The sequence below is a fragment of the Nonomuraea sp. NPDC050663 genome, from assembly GCF_044456985.1.
In the GTDB taxonomy this organism is placed as follows: domain Bacteria; phylum Actinomycetota; class Actinomycetes; order Streptosporangiales; family Streptosporangiaceae; genus Nonomuraea.
Window position 1 is genome coordinate 440,573 of the sequence record NZ_JBITGL010000006.1, and the last position, 14,939, is coordinate 455,511.

The 14,939-nt window shown below is 69.5% G+C and carries 15 protein-coding genes; 9 read left to right on the plus strand and 6 right to left on the minus strand.

Translation table 11 applies throughout. The annotated features are described in order from the left end of the window. Window positions 1-25: 25 nt before the first annotated feature. The 5 genes from ACIBH1_RS22315 to ACIBH1_RS22335 are packed head-to-tail and all read right to left on the minus strand — an operon-like array spanning window position 26 to window position 5,977. On the minus strand, window positions 26-460 hold the full coding sequence (locus ACIBH1_RS22315; RefSeq protein ID WP_397315757.1) for a GNAT family N-acetyltransferase: 435 nt from the start codon (window positions 458-460) through the stop codon (window positions 26-28). 22 nt (window positions 461-482) lie between these two features. Then, entirely contained in the window at window positions 483-1,619 is a 1,137-nt protein-coding gene (locus ACIBH1_RS22320; protein WP_397315758.1) for an acyl-CoA dehydrogenase family protein, read from the minus strand. Further along, window positions 1,606-2,517, minus strand: coding sequence for a hydroxymethylglutaryl-CoA lyase (locus ACIBH1_RS22325; RefSeq protein WP_397315759.1), 912 nt, complete (start codon window positions 2,515-2,517; stop codon window positions 1,606-1,608). The genes ACIBH1_RS22320 and ACIBH1_RS22325 overlap by 14 nt, the downstream gene beginning before the upstream one ends. Beyond that, window positions 2,514-4,424, minus strand: coding sequence for an acetyl/propionyl/methylcrotonyl-CoA carboxylase subunit alpha (locus tag ACIBH1_RS22330; protein ID WP_397315835.1), 1,911 nt, complete (start codon window positions 4,422-4,424; stop codon window positions 2,514-2,516). Before ACIBH1_RS22330 ends, ACIBH1_RS22325 begins: the two co-directional genes overlap by 4 nt. Beyond that, complete coding sequence (locus tag ACIBH1_RS22335) at window positions 4,424-5,977, minus strand: carboxyl transferase domain-containing protein (protein ID WP_397315760.1); 1,554 nt, start codon at window positions 5,975-5,977, stop codon at window positions 4,424-4,426. The genes ACIBH1_RS22330 and ACIBH1_RS22335 overlap by 1 nt, the downstream gene beginning before the upstream one ends. Before the next feature lie 47 nt (window positions 5,978-6,024). Here ACIBH1_RS22335 and ACIBH1_RS22340 point away from each other — a divergent pair, with 47 nt between their 5' ends. The 9 genes from ACIBH1_RS22340 (at window position 6,025) to ACIBH1_RS22380 (ending at window position 13,188) form a co-directional block, all read left to right on the plus strand. Continuing rightward, entirely contained in the window at window positions 6,025-6,621 is a 597-nt protein-coding gene (locus tag ACIBH1_RS22340; RefSeq protein ID WP_397315761.1) for a TetR/AcrR family transcriptional regulator, read from the plus strand. 76 nt (window positions 6,622-6,697) lie between these two features. Next, window positions 6,698-7,150, plus strand: coding sequence for a PadR family transcriptional regulator (locus ACIBH1_RS22345; protein WP_397315762.1), 453 nt, complete (start codon window positions 6,698-6,700; stop codon window positions 7,148-7,150). Further along, window positions 7,151-8,125 (plus strand): ATP-binding cassette domain-containing protein, encoded by a 975-nt coding sequence (locus ACIBH1_RS22350; RefSeq protein ID WP_397315763.1) that lies wholly within the window; start codon window positions 7,151-7,153, stop codon window positions 8,123-8,125. 61 nt (window positions 8,126-8,186) lie between these two features. Then, entirely contained in the window at window positions 8,187-9,041 is an 855-nt protein-coding gene (locus tag ACIBH1_RS22355; protein WP_397315764.1) for an ABC transporter permease, read from the plus strand. Window positions 9,042-9,155: 114 nt separating this feature from the next. After that, a complete protein-coding gene (locus tag ACIBH1_RS22360; protein ID WP_397315765.1) occupies window positions 9,156-9,635 on the plus strand; it encodes a hypothetical protein in 480 nt (159 codons plus the stop codon). A 143-nt stretch (window positions 9,636-9,778) separates the two neighbouring features. Next, on the plus strand, window positions 9,779-10,486 hold the full coding sequence (locus ACIBH1_RS22365) for an ABC transporter ATP-binding protein (protein ID WP_397315767.1): 708 nt from the start codon (window positions 9,779-9,781) through the stop codon (window positions 10,484-10,486). Next, the gene (locus ACIBH1_RS22370) at window positions 10,483-11,181 is read left to right on the plus strand and encodes an ABC transporter permease (RefSeq protein WP_397315768.1); all 699 of its coding nucleotides are present in this window, start codon (window positions 10,483-10,485) and stop codon (window positions 11,179-11,181) included. Before ACIBH1_RS22365 ends, ACIBH1_RS22370 begins: the two co-directional genes overlap by 4 nt. Next, on the plus strand, window positions 11,172-12,473 hold the full coding sequence (locus ACIBH1_RS22375; protein ID WP_397315769.1) for a sensor histidine kinase: 1,302 nt from the start codon (window positions 11,172-11,174) through the stop codon (window positions 12,471-12,473). The genes ACIBH1_RS22370 and ACIBH1_RS22375 overlap by 10 nt, the downstream gene beginning before the upstream one ends. 121 nt (window positions 12,474-12,594) lie before the next feature. Further along, entirely contained in the window at window positions 12,595-13,188 is a 594-nt protein-coding gene (locus tag ACIBH1_RS22380) for a response regulator (protein WP_397315836.1), read from the plus strand. A gap of 316 nt (window positions 13,189-13,504) precedes the next feature. Here ACIBH1_RS22380 and ACIBH1_RS22385 read toward each other — a convergent pair whose 3' ends face one another. Further along, on the minus strand, window positions 13,505-14,875 hold the full coding sequence (locus tag ACIBH1_RS22385) for a hypothetical protein (RefSeq protein WP_397315770.1): 1,371 nt from the start codon (window positions 14,873-14,875) through the stop codon (window positions 13,505-13,507). Window positions 14,876-14,939: the final 64 nt, after the last annotated feature.

The window sequence follows — 14,939 nt, forward strand, 5'->3', positions numbered from 1 at the left end:
GCACCGTTCACATGGCGGACATTTCCTACCGAAGCACTTTTCGGTAGAACGTCGCCGAATCCTCATAGCCGAGCGCCCGGTAGAACTCGGGCGCACGACGGGTCGCCATGGCCACGTAGCCGGCCTGACGCGAGCGTGCCCACTCCTCGAAGTCCACCAGCAACGACCGCCCGATGCCCTGGCGGCGCGCGCCCGACTGCACCATGGCCTCCTCCACCCAGGCCACCGGGCCGTTGGCGAACAACGTCAGGTGCACGAACCCGAGCAGGTATCCGTGCACCCTGCCGTCGACCACGGCCGCCAGCAGGAGGGCGTCGGGATTGTCGAGCAGCTGGGGCAGCGCGACGTCGAACGCCTCCCGTTCGGGACGGAAGGTCAGCCCGAACTCGCGCGCCAGAGCGAAGATCTCGTCGGCGTCGCCCTTGACGGCCCTCCTGATGTGCAGGGTCTCGGTGGTCATGGAGACGACCTTAACCGGTGTTTCAGAGGTCACCGAGCCCCAGCTGGCGGGCGATGAGCATGCGCTGCACCTCGCTCGTGCCCTCGCCGATCTCCAGAATCTTCGCGTCGCGGTAGAAACGCCCCACGGGGAACTCGTTCATGAAGCCGTAGCCGCCGAAGATCTGCGTGGCGTCACGCGCGTTGTCCATCGCGGCGTTGGAGGCCACCAGCTTGGCGATGGCCGCCTCCTTCTTGAACGGCATGCCCTTGAGCAGGCGCTCGGCGGCGTGGTAGTAGGCCAGGCGGGCGGTGTGCGCCCTGACCTCCATGTCGGCGATCTTGAACTGCATCGCCTGGTAGTGGCCGATGGGGTGGCCGAAGGCCCGGCGCTCGCGCACGTACTTCAGGCACTCGTCGACGCAGCCCTGCGCCAGGCCGACGCTCAGCGCCGCGATCGCCACGCGGCCCTCGTCGAGCGTCTGCAGGAACTGCGCGTAGCCGCGACCGCGCTCGCCCAGGAGGTTCTCCCTCGGCACCCGCACGTCCGCGAAGGACAGCTCGCGGGTGTCGGAGGCGTTCCACCCGACCTTGGAGTACTTCTTCGACACGGTGAAGCCCGGCGTGCCGCTGGGCACCAGGATGGTCGAGATCTCCCGCTCGCCCGTCAGGGCCGCCACGCCCACCACGCCGGTGATGTCGGTGCCGGAGTTGGTGATGAACGCCTTGGTGCCGTTGATCACCCACTCGTCGCCGTCGAGCACGGCCGTGGTGCGCATGCCGCCCGGCACGTCCGTGCCGCCGCCGGGCTCGGTCAGGCCGAAGGCGCCCAGCATCTCCCCGGCGGCGAGCTTCGGCAGCCAGTGGGCCTTCTGCTCCGCCGTACCGAAACGGTAGATCGGCATGGCGCCCAGGGAGACGGCGGCCTCCAGCGTGATCGACACGCTCGAGTCGACCCGCGCGAGCTCCTCCAGGGCCAGGCACAGGGCGAAGTAGTCGCCGCCCATGCCGCCGTGCTCCTCGGGGATGGGCAGGCCGAACAGGCCCATGGCGGCCATCTGGCGCACGATGTCGTAGGGGAACTCCTCGCGCTCGTAGTAGTCGCCGATCACTGGCGCCACCACCTCGCGGGCGAAGGCCTCGACGGTCTTGCGCAGCTCCTCGTACTCATCGTTCAGCATCGGGGATGTCCTTGTCTGCGAGAGCTTGCACGACGCGCGACGGGCTCGGTCGGCCCAGCCGCTCGGCCAGCCAGACGCTCGTGGCGACCAGCTTGTCCAGGTCGAGGCCGGTCTCGATGCCCAAGCCGTGGAGCATCCAGACCAGGTCCTCGGTGGCGAGGTTGCCCGTGGCCGACTCGGCGTAGGGGCAGCCTCCGATGCCTCCTGTCGAGGCGTCGATCACGGTGACACCCGCCTGGAGCGCGGCCAGGGTGTTGGCCAGCGCCTGGCCGTAGGTGTCGTGGAAGTGCACGGCCAGCCGGGCCGGGTCGGGGAAGGCGCCTATCAGGTCGGCGGCCTGTCCTGGCGTGCCCACGCCGATCGTGTCGCCGAGCGACAGCTCGTGGCAGCCCAGGTCGAGCAGCCTCGTGCCGACGCGCACCACCTGCTCGACCGGCGTGCGGCCCTCCCAGGGGTCGCCGAAGATCATCGAGACATAGGCCCTGACCTTGACGTCGTGCTCCAGCGCCCTGGCCACGACCGGCTCGAACATCTCGAACTGGCCGTCCAGGGTGCGGTTGAGGTTCCTGTTCGCGAACGTCTCGGTGGCGCTCGCGAAGATCGCGATCTCGTCGACCCCGTTGGCCAGGGCGCGGTCGAGCCCGCGATCGTTCGGGACGAGCACCGGGTAGCGGATGCCCGGCTTCCTGGTGATCGCCGTCAGGAGCTGCTCGGCGTCGGCGAGCTGCGGCACCCACTTCGGGTGCACGAAGCTCGTCGCCTCGATCACCCGGTGGCCGGCGTCCTCCAGCCGCTCGATGAACTCCGCCTTGACCTCGACCGGGACGATCGCCTTCTCGTTCTGCAGGCCGTCCCTGGGTCCCACCTCGTAGACCGTCACGCGCTCCGGCAGCTTCACGGCTCGACCACCGCCAGCACGGCGTCCATGTCGACCGACTGGCCCGCCTTGACCGGGATGTCCTTGACCGTTCCCGCGTGCGGGGCGGTCACGGTGTGCTCCATCTTCATCGCCTCCACGATCACGAGCGCCTGGCCCGCGTCGACCTCGTCACCCGGCTGCGCCTTCACCAGCAGCACCGTGCCGGGCATGGGGCTGCGGACCACGCCGTCGGCGGCCTGGCCCGCGCCCGGCCGGTCGCCCGGGTCGCCGATGCGGTGGCGCCTGACCTGCCAGGCGGCGCCCTTCCTGCCCAGCCACAGGGTGTCGCCGTCGCGGGCCGTCTCGAAGCGCGTGGCGCGGCCGTCGACGGTGAGGACGAGCTCGGTGCCGGTACGGCGGGCGGACGCGGTCAGTTCGGCGCCGCCGTCGACCGTCACGACAGAGCCGCGCACCAGGACCCGGTGCACGCCCTGACGCGACTCCAGCCGCCAGGTCGTCCAGGCCGCCTCGCCCAGCCGCCAGCCGTCGCCCGACGCCCAGGGATCCCCGTCGCCGACCGCCTCCGCCTGGAAGTACAGGGCGGCCGCTACGAGCGCCTCCTGGGCGCCCTCTGACTCGGTGAGCTCCGGCAGCAGGCGCTCGACCAGTCCCGTGTCGAGCTCGCCCGCCCGCACCTGCGGGTGCGTGGTCAGGGCGCGCAGGAAGGGGATGTTCGTCGTCAGGCCGAGGATCGTCGTCTCGGCCAGCGCCCTGTCGAGTGCCTGGAGCGCGCCCTCACGCGTCTCGTCCCACACGATCACCTTCGACAACATCGGGTCGAAGCTGCTGCCGACCACGACGCCCTCCTCGATGCCCGAGTCGACCCGGGCCTCGAAGGGCTCGCGCAGCAGCAGGACCCGGCCACCGGTGGGCAGGAAACCGCGCGCGGGATCCTCGGCGTACACGCGGGCCTCGACGGAGTGCCCCTTCAGCCGCACGGAGTCCTGGGTGAGGCCGAGCGGCTCGCCCGCCGCCGCCAGGAGCTGGAGCTTGACCAGGTCGAGGCGGGTGACCTCCTCGGTGACCGGGTGCTCGACCTGCAGGCGGGTGTTCATCTCCATGAAGTGGAAGGAGCCGGTGCGGCCGTCGACGATGAACTCGATGGTGCCCGCGCCCACGTAGCCGACCGACCTGGCGGCCTCGACGGCCGCTCTGCCCATCTCCTCGCGCATCTCGGGCGTGACGAAGGGCGAGGGGGCCTCTTCGATGATCTTCTGGTGGCGGCGCTGCAGGCTGCACTCGCGTTCGCCCAGGTGCACGACGTCGCCGTGGGTGTCGGCCATGACCTGGATCTCGATGTGCCGGGGGCTGTCGATGTAGCGCTCGATCAGCAGGGTGCCGTCGCCGAAGGCCGCCTGCGCCGTACGGCGGGCGGACTCCAGGGCGGCGGGCAGCTCGCCGGCGGAGCGCACCACGACCATGCCCTTGCCGCCGCCACCGGCGGACGGCTTGATGAGCGCGGGGAACTCCGACCACGTGAGCAGGTCGTCGCCGGGTTCGGCGGCCCCCGGCACGACGGGGACGCCCGCGGCGGCGACGGTGGCCTTGGCGCGGATCTTGTCGCCCATCGCCTCGATGGCGGCGGGGGGCGGGCCGATGAAGACGATGCCCTCGTCGGCGCAGCGCCGGGCGAACTCGGCGTTCTCGGCGAGGAAGCCGTAGCCGGGGTGGACGGCCTGGGCGCCGGAGTCGCGGGCGGCGGCCAAGATCGCATCCATGTCCAGATATTTCGGTATCTGGTAGGCGCGGTCGGCCCCCGCGACGTGCGCGAGGTCACCCTGGGTGTACACGGCGACGGCGGCGATGCCGAGCTCGTCGAGGGTCTCCATCACGCGGATGGCGATCTCACCCCGGTTGGCGACCAGAACAGTGCGGAACACGATCATCACATCCGGAAGACGCCGTAGCCGATGGGGTCGAGCGGCGCGTTGGCGGCCGCCGAGAGCGCCAGACCCAGGACCTTGCGCGTGTCGATCGGGTCGATCACGCCGTCGTCCCAGAGCCTGGCGGTGGAGTAGTACGGGTTGCCCTGGTGTTCGTACTGCGCCCGGATCGCGTCGGCGTCGGCGTTGCCGACCGTGGTGAGCACGTTGGCCGCCTGCTCACCGCCCATGACCGAGATGCGGGCGTTGGGCCACATCCACAGGAAACGCGGCGAATACGCGCGCCCGGCCATGGCGTAGTTGCCCGCGCCGAACGAGCCGCCGATCACGACGGTGAACTTGGGGACCCTGGCGCACGACACCGCGGTGACCATCTTCGCGCCGTGCTTGGCGATGCCGCCCGCCTCGTAGGCCTTGCCGACCATGAAGCCGGAGATGTTCTGCAGGAACACCAGCGGGATCTGGCGGCGGTCGCACAGCTCGATGAAGTGGGCGCCCTTGAGCGCCGACTCGCTGAACAGGATGCCGTTGTTGGCGATGATCCCGACCGGGTGCCCGTGGATGTGGGCGAATCCGGTCACGAGTGTCATGCCGTACTCCGCCTTGAACTCCAGGAAGCGCGAGCCGTCGACGACGTGCGCGATGACCTGCCGCACGTCGTAGGGGGTGCGCGTGTCGGGCGGCACGATGCCGTACAGGTCGCGCGGGTCGTGCAGGGGCTCTTGCGGTACGGCACGCGTCCACGGGCTGTCCGGGCGCGGCGCGAGGGTGGAGACGATGTCGCGCACGATGGCCAGCGCGTGGGCGTCGTCCTCGGCCAGGTGGTCGGTCACCCCGCTGACGCGCGAGTGCAGGTCGCCGCCGCCGAGCTCCTCCGCGGTGACCTCCTCGCCGGTGGCCGCCTTCACCAGGGGCGGCCCGCCGAGGAAGATCGTGCCCTGGCCGCGCACGATCACGGCCTCGTCGCTCATCGCCGGCACGTAGGCGCCGCCCGCCGTGCAGGAGCCCAGGACCGCCGCGATCTGCGGGATGCCGCGCGCGGACATGGTGGCCTGGTTGTAGAAGATGCGCCCGAAGTGCTCGCGGTCGGGGAAGACCTCGTCCTGCTTGGGCAGGAACGCCCCGCCCGAGTCGACGAGGTAGATGCACGGCAGGCGGTTGTGCAGCGCCACCTCCTGGGCGCGCAGGTGCTTCTTGACCGTCATCGGGTAGTACGTGCCGCCCTTGACCGTCGCGTCGTTGGCGACGATCACGCACTCCCTGCCCGACACGCGGCCGACGCCGGTGATGATGCCGGCGGCGGGCGCCTGGTCGTCGTACAGGCCGGTGGCCGCGAGCGGCGAGAGCTCCAGGAAGGGCGAGCCGGGGTCGAGGAGGCTGTCGACGCGCTCGCGGGGCAGCAGCTTGCCGCGCTCGACGTGCCGCTGGCGGGAACGCTCGGGACCGCCGAGCGCCGCGGCGGTCAGCTTCTCGCGCAGCTCCCGCGCCAGGCGCTCGTTGACCTCGGCGTAGCTGTCCGAACCCCCGCCGGCTTTCAGGACGGGCCAGTCACTCATGTTCGAGATGTTAGTCATCATTAACTCGGGCGTCTACTATGTGAGACATGCGCGAGCAGCCGGACACCACCCGCGTGAGCACCCCTACCCGCAATCGGCGGATGGAGATCCTGCACGCCGCCGCGGAGCTGTTCGCGGCACGCGGCTTCCACGGAGCCTCCCTCGAGGACATCGGCGGCGCCGTCGGCGTCTCGGGCCCGGCGATCTACCGGCACTTTCCCGGCAAGGAGGCGCTGCTGGCCGAGATGCTGCTGGCCATCAGCTCCGACCTGCGTGAAGCCGCGGTCACCGTCGTCACCGCCGCCTCAGGGCCGCAGGACGCCCTCGACCGGCTGCTCGACACCCAGATCACCTTCGCGCTCGAACAACCGGCGCTGATCACCGTGCACGACAGGGAGCTCGACAACGTGCCGGAGCCGGCGCGGCGGCAGATCAGGCGCCTGCAGCGGCTCTACGTCGAGGAGTGGGTGACGGTGCTCGCCGAGCTGCATCCCGGATGCCCGCCGCCCCGGCTGCGAGCGGCGACGCACGCCCTGTTCGGGCTGCTCAACTCCACACCGCACAGCGCGGGCGAGCTGGAGCCCGAGGCCATGCGGGGGCTGCTGCGCGGGATGGCGCTGTCGGCGCTGGTTAATATCGCTTAACTTTCTGAACGGCCGTTGTTGTCCGACACTTCTAGATATATCTTTGCGATATCTCGATAGTTGAGGAGAGCATGCCATGCACGCACCGAATGTGCGGCGCGGCGACGTGCGCGCCGCACTGCTGTCCCTCCTGGCCGAGGAGCCGAAGAACGGCTACCAGATGATCCAGGACATCGCCGCACGCAGCCGCGGGATCTGGCGCCCCAGCCCCGGATCCGTTTACCCGGCGCTCCAGCAGCTGGAGGACGAGGAACTCGTCGTCGCCGAGGAGTACGGTGGCAGCCGTACCTACCGGCTCACCGACAAGGGCCGGGCCGAGCACCAGCGCCGCGCCGGCCAGAGCGCCCCCTGGGACGAAGTGGCCAGCACCGTGCCAGAAGACCGGCACGAGCTACGGCTGCTGTGGGGCCAGCTCGGCGAGGCGTTCCTGCACCTGACCCGCTCGGCCAACGACCGGCAGGTCGCCGAGGCCAAGGAACTCCTCAGGTCGACGCGCCGATCGATGTTCAAGATTCTGGCGGAGGACTAGATGACGACCCCAGCTGTGGCCGTACAGGGTCTGAAGAAGACCTACGGCAAGGTCGAAGCGGTCAAAGGCGTCAGTTTCGAGGTGGCGCCCGGCGAGGTCTTCGGCTTCCTCGGGCCCAACGGCGCCGGCAAGACCACCACGATCAGCATGCTGTGCACGCTGGTCCACCCCACCGGCGGCCAGGCCCGGGTGGCCGGCCACGACATCGTCGGAGAGCGCGACCAGGTCCGCGCCAACATCGGCTTAGTCTTCCAGGACCCGACACTCGACAGCTACCTGACCGCCGAGCAGAACCTGCGCTTCCACGCCGAGCTGTACGGTGTGCCCAAGAGCCTCGTCGGCGAGCGCCTGCGCCAGGTCATGGAGATGGTCGCGCTGTGGGACCGCAAGGACGCCAAGGTGATGACCTTCTCCGGCGGCATGAAACGGCGCCTGGAGATCGCGCGAGGGCTGCTGCACTCCCCACGCGTGCTCTTCCTCGACGAGCCCACCGTCGGGCTCGACCCGCAGACCCGCTCGGCCATCTGGGGATACATCAACAAACTGCGTCACCGCGAGGACATCACGATCTTCATGACGACGCACTACATGGACGAGGCCGAGTACTGCGACCGCATCGCCATCATGGACCACGGCGAGATCGTGGTGGTCGACTCGCCCGAGGCACTCAAGGCCAGCGTGGGCAAGGACCGGGTGCAGATCCACACGCCCGACGAAGGGGCGGCCATCCTCGCCCTGCGCGAGCGCTTCGGGCTCGAGGCGGCCGTGCACGAGGGAGCGGTGACCTTCGCGGTCGCCTCCGGGGAGGAGTTCGTTCCACGGCTGTTCGCCGAGCTCGGGCTGCCGATCCAGTCGGTCAGCGTGTCACGGCCCTCGCTGGACGACGTGTTCATGAGCTACACCGGGTCGACCATCCGCGACGCCGAGGAGTCCGGGGCGGGGAACCAGTGGATGAAAGCGATGGCCCGCCGATGACTGCCCGATGCGCCGAAGACCGCCACGCGGCGGCCACCCTCACGGAAGCGGAGGCCAGCCGATGACCGCAGAAGCGATCGCCGTACGCGTGCCCGGCCGCTCCTTCGGCCACGACCTGCGCGCCGTCAAGGTGGTGCTGCACCGCGAGCTGCTGCGGTTCGTCAACGACCGCACCCGCATGCTGTCGATGCTCCTGCAGCCCGTGCTGTGGCTCTTCGTCATGGGCACCGGCCTGGGAAGCCTGGTCCAGGGCGCCATCCCCGGCATCGACTACCGCACCTTCATGTACCCCGGCATGATCTCCATGACCGTGATCATGACGGGCATGTTCTCCGCCGGTTCCATCGTCTGGGACCGCGAGTTCGGCTTCCTGCGCGAGATGCTCGTCGCCCCCGTGTCACGCGGCGCCATCGTCATCGGCAAATGCCTCGGCGGCGCCGTCGTCGCCGTCGGCCAGGGCATCGTCATCCTCGCCATGGCCGGCCTCGTCGGCGTGCCGTACTCCCCGTCGCTGATGCTCACCCTCCTGTTCGAGATGTTCCTCGCCGCCTTCACGATCACCGCCTTCGGCGTCACCCTCGCGGCGCGCATGAAGAACATGCAGACGTTCTTCGGGCTCATGCAGATGGCGATCATGCCGATGATCTTCCTGTCGGGCGCCATGTTCCCCCTGGCCAACCTGCCGTCATGGCTGCACGCGCTGACCACGGTCAACCCGCTGACATACGCGGTGGACCCGATGCGGCAGGCGGTCTTCGCCTCCGTGTCCGTGCCACCGGAGGTGGACGCGATGCTCAACCCGGGCGTGCAGTGGTTCGGCTGGCAGGTGCCGATCCCGGTCGAGCTCGGACTGGTGGCGGCGATCGGGGCGGCGCTGCTGGGGGTGGCGATCGCGCAGTTCAGGAGAGCCGACTGAGGCTTATCGGCTTTCGCCGGGCAGGGGTGGATCTTTGGTGATTCTCCGACGCAGAGCGTTCGCGGAGGGTAACTTTCCTGATCGTTCCCAGTTCCTTCCCTCCGAGGAGCGCTCATGAATGTGAAAGCGGAGATCGACAACCTGAAGGGCCGGGTGACCGTGCTCGAAGCAGTTACCATCAGTGGTGTGCCGGGAGTGAGCCTTGCGGAGCGATTCGATCTCGTCCACCTGCGGGTCGACAACGTCGCGCAGAACCTGCGCGACCATGTCACGTCCGAGGTGAACCGACTCGAGGCGGCGATGGATCGTCGCTTCGGCCAGATCGATGCGTGGCGCACCACGGTCGACGCGCGATTCGAGGGGATCGACGCGCAGTTCGCGCAGATCGATGCCCGCTTCGCGCAAATCGATGCCCGCTTCGCGCAGATCGACGAGCGGTTCGCGCAGATCGACGAGCGGTTCGACGGAATCGACGCCCGATTCGCGCAGGTCGACGCGCGATTTGAGAAGATCGATGCCCGATTCGAGAAGATCGACGGCGACCTGACGGAGATCAAATCCCTCCTCGTCGCCCTGGTCGCCGGCAAGCGGTGACCCAACCCTGAAGAGGCCCTCCCTGGGAGGGCCTCTTTCCCTACGCCCAATGCCCAACCCGTCCCCCGATCCTCCAAATGGAGGATGCCCATCGGCCGCAACGGGCGATGCCGTACGGCAAGCCGCACCGCCACCCTTGGGGCATGGCAGCAATCGAGGTCAACGACCTCACCAAGTCCTACGGCGAGATGGTCGCCGTAGACGGAGTCACGTTCACCGTGACCCCCGGCGAGATCTTCGGCCTGATAGGCCCCAACGGCGCCGGCAAGACGACAACCGTGGAGTGCATCCTCGGCCTGCGCTCCCCCAGCGGCGGCTCCGTGCGCGTGCTCGGCCTCGACCCGAGCCGCAAACGCCGCGCGCTCGCCCAACGCGTGGGGGCGCAGCTGCAGGAGAGCGCCCTGCCCGACCGTATGAAGGTGGGCGAGGCGATGCGCCTGTTCGCCGCCTTCTACTCCCGCCCGGCCGACTGGCGGCAGGTGCTCCAGCGCTGGGGCCTGGAGCCACTGCGAGGCAAGGCGTTCGGCGATCTGTCGGGCGGCCAACGCCAGCGCCTGCTCCTGGCACTGGCCCTGGTGGGCGACCCGGAGGTGGTCGTGCTCGACGAACTGACCACCGGCCTCGACCCTCTGGCCAGACGGGAGACGTGGGCACTGATCGGAGAGCTCAAGGCGTCAGGCGTGACCGCGGTCCTGGTCAGCCACTTCATGGACGAGGCCGAGCACCTGTGCGATCGGGTGGCGATGCTCCGCGGAGGCCGCATCGCCGCGATGGGGACCCCCACCGAACTGATCTCCCGCGCGGGCGCCGCGTCCCTGGAGGAGGCCTACCTGAGCGAGGTCGAACGATGAAGGCCCTGGCCAGACTGTCGGCCAGCGAGATCGTGCTCCTGGCGCGCGACCCCGGCAGCCTCTTCTTCATGCTCGCCTTCCCGATCATGCTCCTGGTCCTCAACAGCGGCAACGACAGCCTGGAGATCCTCTTCCCCAGCTACCTGGCGATGATCCTGGCCATCGGCGGCATCGCCGCCCTGCCCGGCATCCTGGCCTCCTACCGCGAGCGCAAGGTGCTGCGCAGGCTGGCGATCACCCCGGTCTCCCCCGTCACCCTGCTGCTGGCCCAGGTCGGCGCCCAGGTCCTGATGGGCCTGATCGGATCGGTCCTCCTGTTCACCGTCGGCCTGGTCGCCTTCGACGTCGACCTTCCCGCCCACCCCCTGCCGCTCGCCCTGGCCTTCGTCGCCTGCTCCCTCATGACCTGCTCGATCGGCTTCGTCATCGCCTCATTCGCCCCGAACGACCGGGCAGCCAACCTGATCGGCATGGTCGTCATGTTCCCCATGATCTTCCTGAGCGGCGCCGCCGTCCCACCCGAAGCCCTCAACTCCACCCTGCGCCGCATCGGCGACTGGCTCCCCCTCACCCAGGGAGTCCAGGCACTACGCGATGGCTGGTTCGGCACACCCGAAGCGTTCCCGCTCCTCGTGATGGCCGGGATAATCGCAGTGTGCATGGCGATCGCGGGCGCGCTGTTCCGATGGGACTGACCCCGCGCCCCTCCCCCGACCGCTGGATCGTCGCCTTCCACGGCCTCTACTACGGATGCCTGGCGCTCGGCGTGACCATCGACGTCCTCGGGGGCTTCGACCCCCTGGCGCTGGCCACGGCGGGCGCGGCGGCGGCCTGGCACTACGCCTTCGTCTACCGCCGCCCCGACCTGCTGGAGCGGGTGCACCCGATGCTCTGGCACTTCATCGTGCTGTGCTCACTGGCCGTCGTGCTCATGAGCCGCGACATCTCCTACCAGACGGTGATGTTCGGCATGTGCCCCCTGCCTTACCTCATGCTTCCGGGCAAGTGGGCGTACGGCATGGCGGTCACGATGGGCCTCAGCCTGTTCGCCGGCGCCGGATGGCTCCAGCAGATCGGCACCGAACCGCGCCTCCTGGGCGCCGCCGTGGCCAACCTCGGCATGTTGGTGCTCGTCGGGCTCTTCGTGAACTACCTGGTCAGAATGGGCGAACAGAACCGGGCGCTGGGCGTGCTGGAGGAGCGTGCGCGCCTGGCCAGGGAGATCCACGACACCCTCGCCCAGGGCTTCAGCGGCGTCATCACCCAACTGGAGGCGGCCGAACAGGCCCTGGACGCGCTCGCCACGAGTGACGACAGCGGTGTTAGGAGCACCGGCACCGGCGGTGGCGAGGCGCGGGGTAGCGCCCACCCCACCGACGAAGACCCGACACGTCAGACCCCCGAAGCCGTCGTGAGCCAACACGCCGTCGTCAATGTGCACGAGCCCACCGGTAGCGTCGCGAGCAAACGCGCAAAAGGCGATGCGCACGAGCGGACCGAACGCGACGTCCGCGAGCGCATAACGACGGCCAAGTCCCTGGCCAGAGCAAGCCTGGCTGAAGCACGCCGTTCCGTGCACGCGCTGCGCCCGGGCCCTCTCGACTCCGATCGTCTCGACGAGGCGGTGCGAGCCGAAGCCGAGCGATGGTCACGACGGAGCGGGGTGCCGGTCACCGCAATGGTCAACGGGCCACCGCGACCGCTGAGCCCCGACGTCGAGATGACCGTGCTGCGGGCCGTACAGGAGGGCCTGGCCAACGTGGCCCGGCATGCGCGAGCGGGGCGGGCGGTGGTCACGCTGTCGTACATGGGCGAGGGGGTGACCTTGGACGTGGTGGACGACGGCCGCGGCTTCGATCAGGCCAGCAGGCAGGGCGTCGGGCTGGCCGGGATGCGGGAGCGAGCGGCGGCGGTCGGTGGCAGCGTGACGGTGGAGTCGGCCCCAGGCGAGGGGACGGCGTTGTGCCTGAGCATCCCGCGCGGATGACGCGGATGACGCGGATGACGCGGATGAGGAGACGGGCTGGTGCCTGGTCATGGTCCACGCTCGAGAAGGACTGTGTCACCGGGAGGACAGAGTGTCTGAGCAATCCGCGCGCCTGAGACTGATGATCGTCGACGATCATCCAGTGGTTCGCGACGGCCTGCGTGGGATGTTCGCCGGCGTGAGCGACATCGAGGTGGTCGCCGAGGCGGGCGACGGCCTGGAAGCACTCGCGCAGGCGCGGGCATGCCGACCTGACGTGGTGCTGATGGATCTGCGCATGCCCAACCTCGACGGGGTGGGCGCCATCGTCCGGCTGCGCGAGCATCACCCCGACATCCGGGTGATCGTGCTGACCACGTACGACACCGACAGCCACATCGCCCGGGCAATGGCTGCCGGGGTCTCGGGCTACCTGCTTAAGGACGCCCCGCGAGAGGAGCTGCACCGCGCGGTCCGTACGGCGGCGCAGGGCGGGGCGGTGCTGGCCCCGTCGGTGGCGGCGGCGTTGATCAACCTCGAGCGGGCGGGCCCGAGCGGACGGGAGATGGAGGTGCTGCGGCTGGTCGCCAAGGGGCTGGCCAACAAGGAGATCGCCCGCTGTCTGCTGATCAGCGAGACGACTGTGAAGACGCATCTGAAGCATGTCTTCGCCAAGCTGGGCGTCGACACGAGAGCGGCGGCCGTGGCAGTGGCACTGGAGCGTGGGCTGCTGTAGTCGACTCGGCGGTCTGACTCCAGGCGCCGTCAGGGCCTGACGCGTGAGCCCGGCCCAGGGTCTCGCGCGCAGGAGGCAGACGTGCGAGGCCGCCCACGGCAGCGGAGGCTCGTCCGACCGCACACGCCCGACCGCACACGCCCGACCACGCACGCCCGACCACGCACGCCCGACCACGCACGCCCGACCACGCACGCCCGACCACGCACGCCCGACCACGCACGCCCGACCACGCACGCCTGACCGCGCACGGGGCGAATACCACGCGGAAGGGCCCTCCCCCGCGAACGGGAGAGGGCCCTCGGTCGAGCAGGAGTTACCGCTTGACCTTCACGTAGTCCTTGCGGCTGCTGTCGCTCTTGGCCTCCGCGTCACCGCGGAAGTAGAACTTCCAGTAACCCGACTTCACGGCCTTGACCTTGGTGTGCAGGTAGCCGTTGTCGTTGGACCAGGTGGTCTTGACGAAGCGCCACTTGCCCTTCGACCAGTAGTACAGGCCGACCTGGGCCTCGTAGCCCTCCCAGCGACCGTCGTGGACGAGCAGGCGGCCCTTGAAGTGCAGCCACTTGCCCTTCTTGACGGGCTCGGGGTAGGCGTTGAAGCTGACGATCGAGCTGCTCATCTTCGAGGGAGGCGGCGGAGGCGTCGGGCGCTTGACCGTCACCCAGTCGGGTGCGCTGGCCGAGCCCTCGACACCGGAGGCGCCGGCGAAGACGGCACGCCACCAGCCGGAGGCCACGGCGGTCGCGCGGGCCCAGTAGCGCCCGTCACGGCCGGTGACCGCGGTGGTCACGTGCTCCCAGCGGTCGGAGCCCGAGCGCTTGAACTGGATGGCGACGCGGTGGCCGGAGTCGCCGTCCCAGCCGCCCTTGCCGAAGATCTGCAGGGCGCCCTTGAAGTTGAGCCGGTCACCCTTGTCGACAGGCTCGGGGTAGGCGTCGAAGCTCAGCCGGCTCGGGGCGTCGGCTTCCTTGACGGCCACGCCGTCGCTGTCGCTGGTCGAGGCGTTGGCGCCGGAGTTGCCCGCGAAGTGGGCACGCCAGTAGCCGGTGGCCTCGGCCTTGACGGCGGCCTTGAAGTGGCCGTTGCCGCCGGTGGTGGCCGTGGTCACGTCGGCGTAGGCGTCGGTGCCCTTGGCGCGGAACTGGATCTTCACGGGCTGGCCCTCGTAGCCCTTCCAGCCGCTGCGCTCGCGCAGCAACTGGCCGGTCACGGTGAGGGTGGCGCCCTTGGCGACCACGTCGGGGTCGGCGTCGAAGTCGACGATCTTCGTGTCGAGCTTCGACTTCAGCGCGATCGTGAAGGTCGCGGTGTTGGTGTTGTTGCCGTCGGAGTTGGCGGCGGTGGCCGCGACGGTCCAGTTGCCGGCGTTGTCGGCGTCGAAGACCGCGGTGGCGCGCCAGAACTCCTTGCCGCCGCTCTCGTTGACCTTGTACGGCCCGCGCACGTCGGACGGGCTGCCGGGTCCGGTGAGCTTGAGTGAGGGGGTGCCCTTCGCTCCGGTCGTGTCGAAGTTGACCGTGACCTTGACCGGCGCCGCCGTGACGTCGATCGGTGAGGCGGGGCTGACGGCCAGCTTGGACATGTCGGGTGGTGCCGTGGTGGTGGCGTTCGCGGCTGGTGCCAGGGCTAAGGCCCCGGCGGCCATGGCGGCTGCCACAACTACGGCCCGGATGCGGTGAAACATTCGGGTTCCGTCCTTCCCTAGGGATGATCCCGTGGGTTGAACGCGGCATTGAGGGTGCCACGCT

Excerpts from the sequence above, each read along its gene's own strand:
- ACIBH1_RS22350 (WP_397315763.1), top strand. The coding sequence starts at position 7,151 with ATGACGACCCCAGCTGTGGCCGTACAGGGTCTGAAGAAGACCTACGGC.
- ACIBH1_RS22360 (WP_397315765.1), top strand. The coding sequence starts at position 9,156 with ATGAATGTGAAAGCGGAGATCGACAACCTGAAGGGCCGGGTGACCGTG.
- ACIBH1_RS22315 (WP_397315757.1), bottom strand. The coding sequence starts at position 460 with ATGACCACCGAGACCCTGCACATCAGGAGGGCCGTCAAGGGCGACGCC.
- ACIBH1_RS22330 (WP_397315835.1), bottom strand. The coding sequence starts at position 4,424 with ATGATCGTGTTCCGCACTGTTCTGGTCGCCAACCGGGGTGAGATCGCC.
- ACIBH1_RS22380 (WP_397315836.1), top strand. The coding sequence starts at position 12,595 with ATGATCGTCGACGATCATCCAGTGGTTCGCGACGGCCTGCGTGGGATG.
- ACIBH1_RS22335 (WP_397315760.1), bottom strand. The coding sequence starts at position 5,977 with ATGAGTGACTGGCCCGTCCTGAAAGCCGGCGGGGGTTCGGACAGCTAC.
- ACIBH1_RS22320 (WP_397315758.1), bottom strand. The coding sequence starts at position 1,619 with ATGCTGAACGATGAGTACGAGGAGCTGCGCAAGACCGTCGAGGCCTTC.
- ACIBH1_RS22355 (WP_397315764.1), top strand. The coding sequence starts at position 8,187 with ATGACCGCAGAAGCGATCGCCGTACGCGTGCCCGGCCGCTCCTTCGGC.
- ACIBH1_RS22365 (WP_397315767.1), top strand. The coding sequence starts at position 9,779 with ATGGCAGCAATCGAGGTCAACGACCTCACCAAGTCCTACGGCGAGATG.
- ACIBH1_RS22345 (WP_397315762.1), top strand. The coding sequence starts at position 6,698 with ATGCACGCACCGAATGTGCGGCGCGGCGACGTGCGCGCCGCACTGCTG.
- ACIBH1_RS22385 (WP_397315770.1), bottom strand. The coding sequence starts at position 14,875 with ATGTTTCACCGCATCCGGGCCGTAGTTGTGGCAGCCGCCATGGCCGCC.
- ACIBH1_RS22375 (WP_397315769.1), top strand. The coding sequence starts at position 11,172 with ATGGGACTGACCCCGCGCCCCTCCCCCGACCGCTGGATCGTCGCCTTC.
- ACIBH1_RS22340 (WP_397315761.1), top strand. The coding sequence starts at position 6,025 with ATGCGCGAGCAGCCGGACACCACCCGCGTGAGCACCCCTACCCGCAAT.
- ACIBH1_RS22370 (WP_397315768.1), top strand. The coding sequence starts at position 10,483 with ATGAAGGCCCTGGCCAGACTGTCGGCCAGCGAGATCGTGCTCCTGGCG.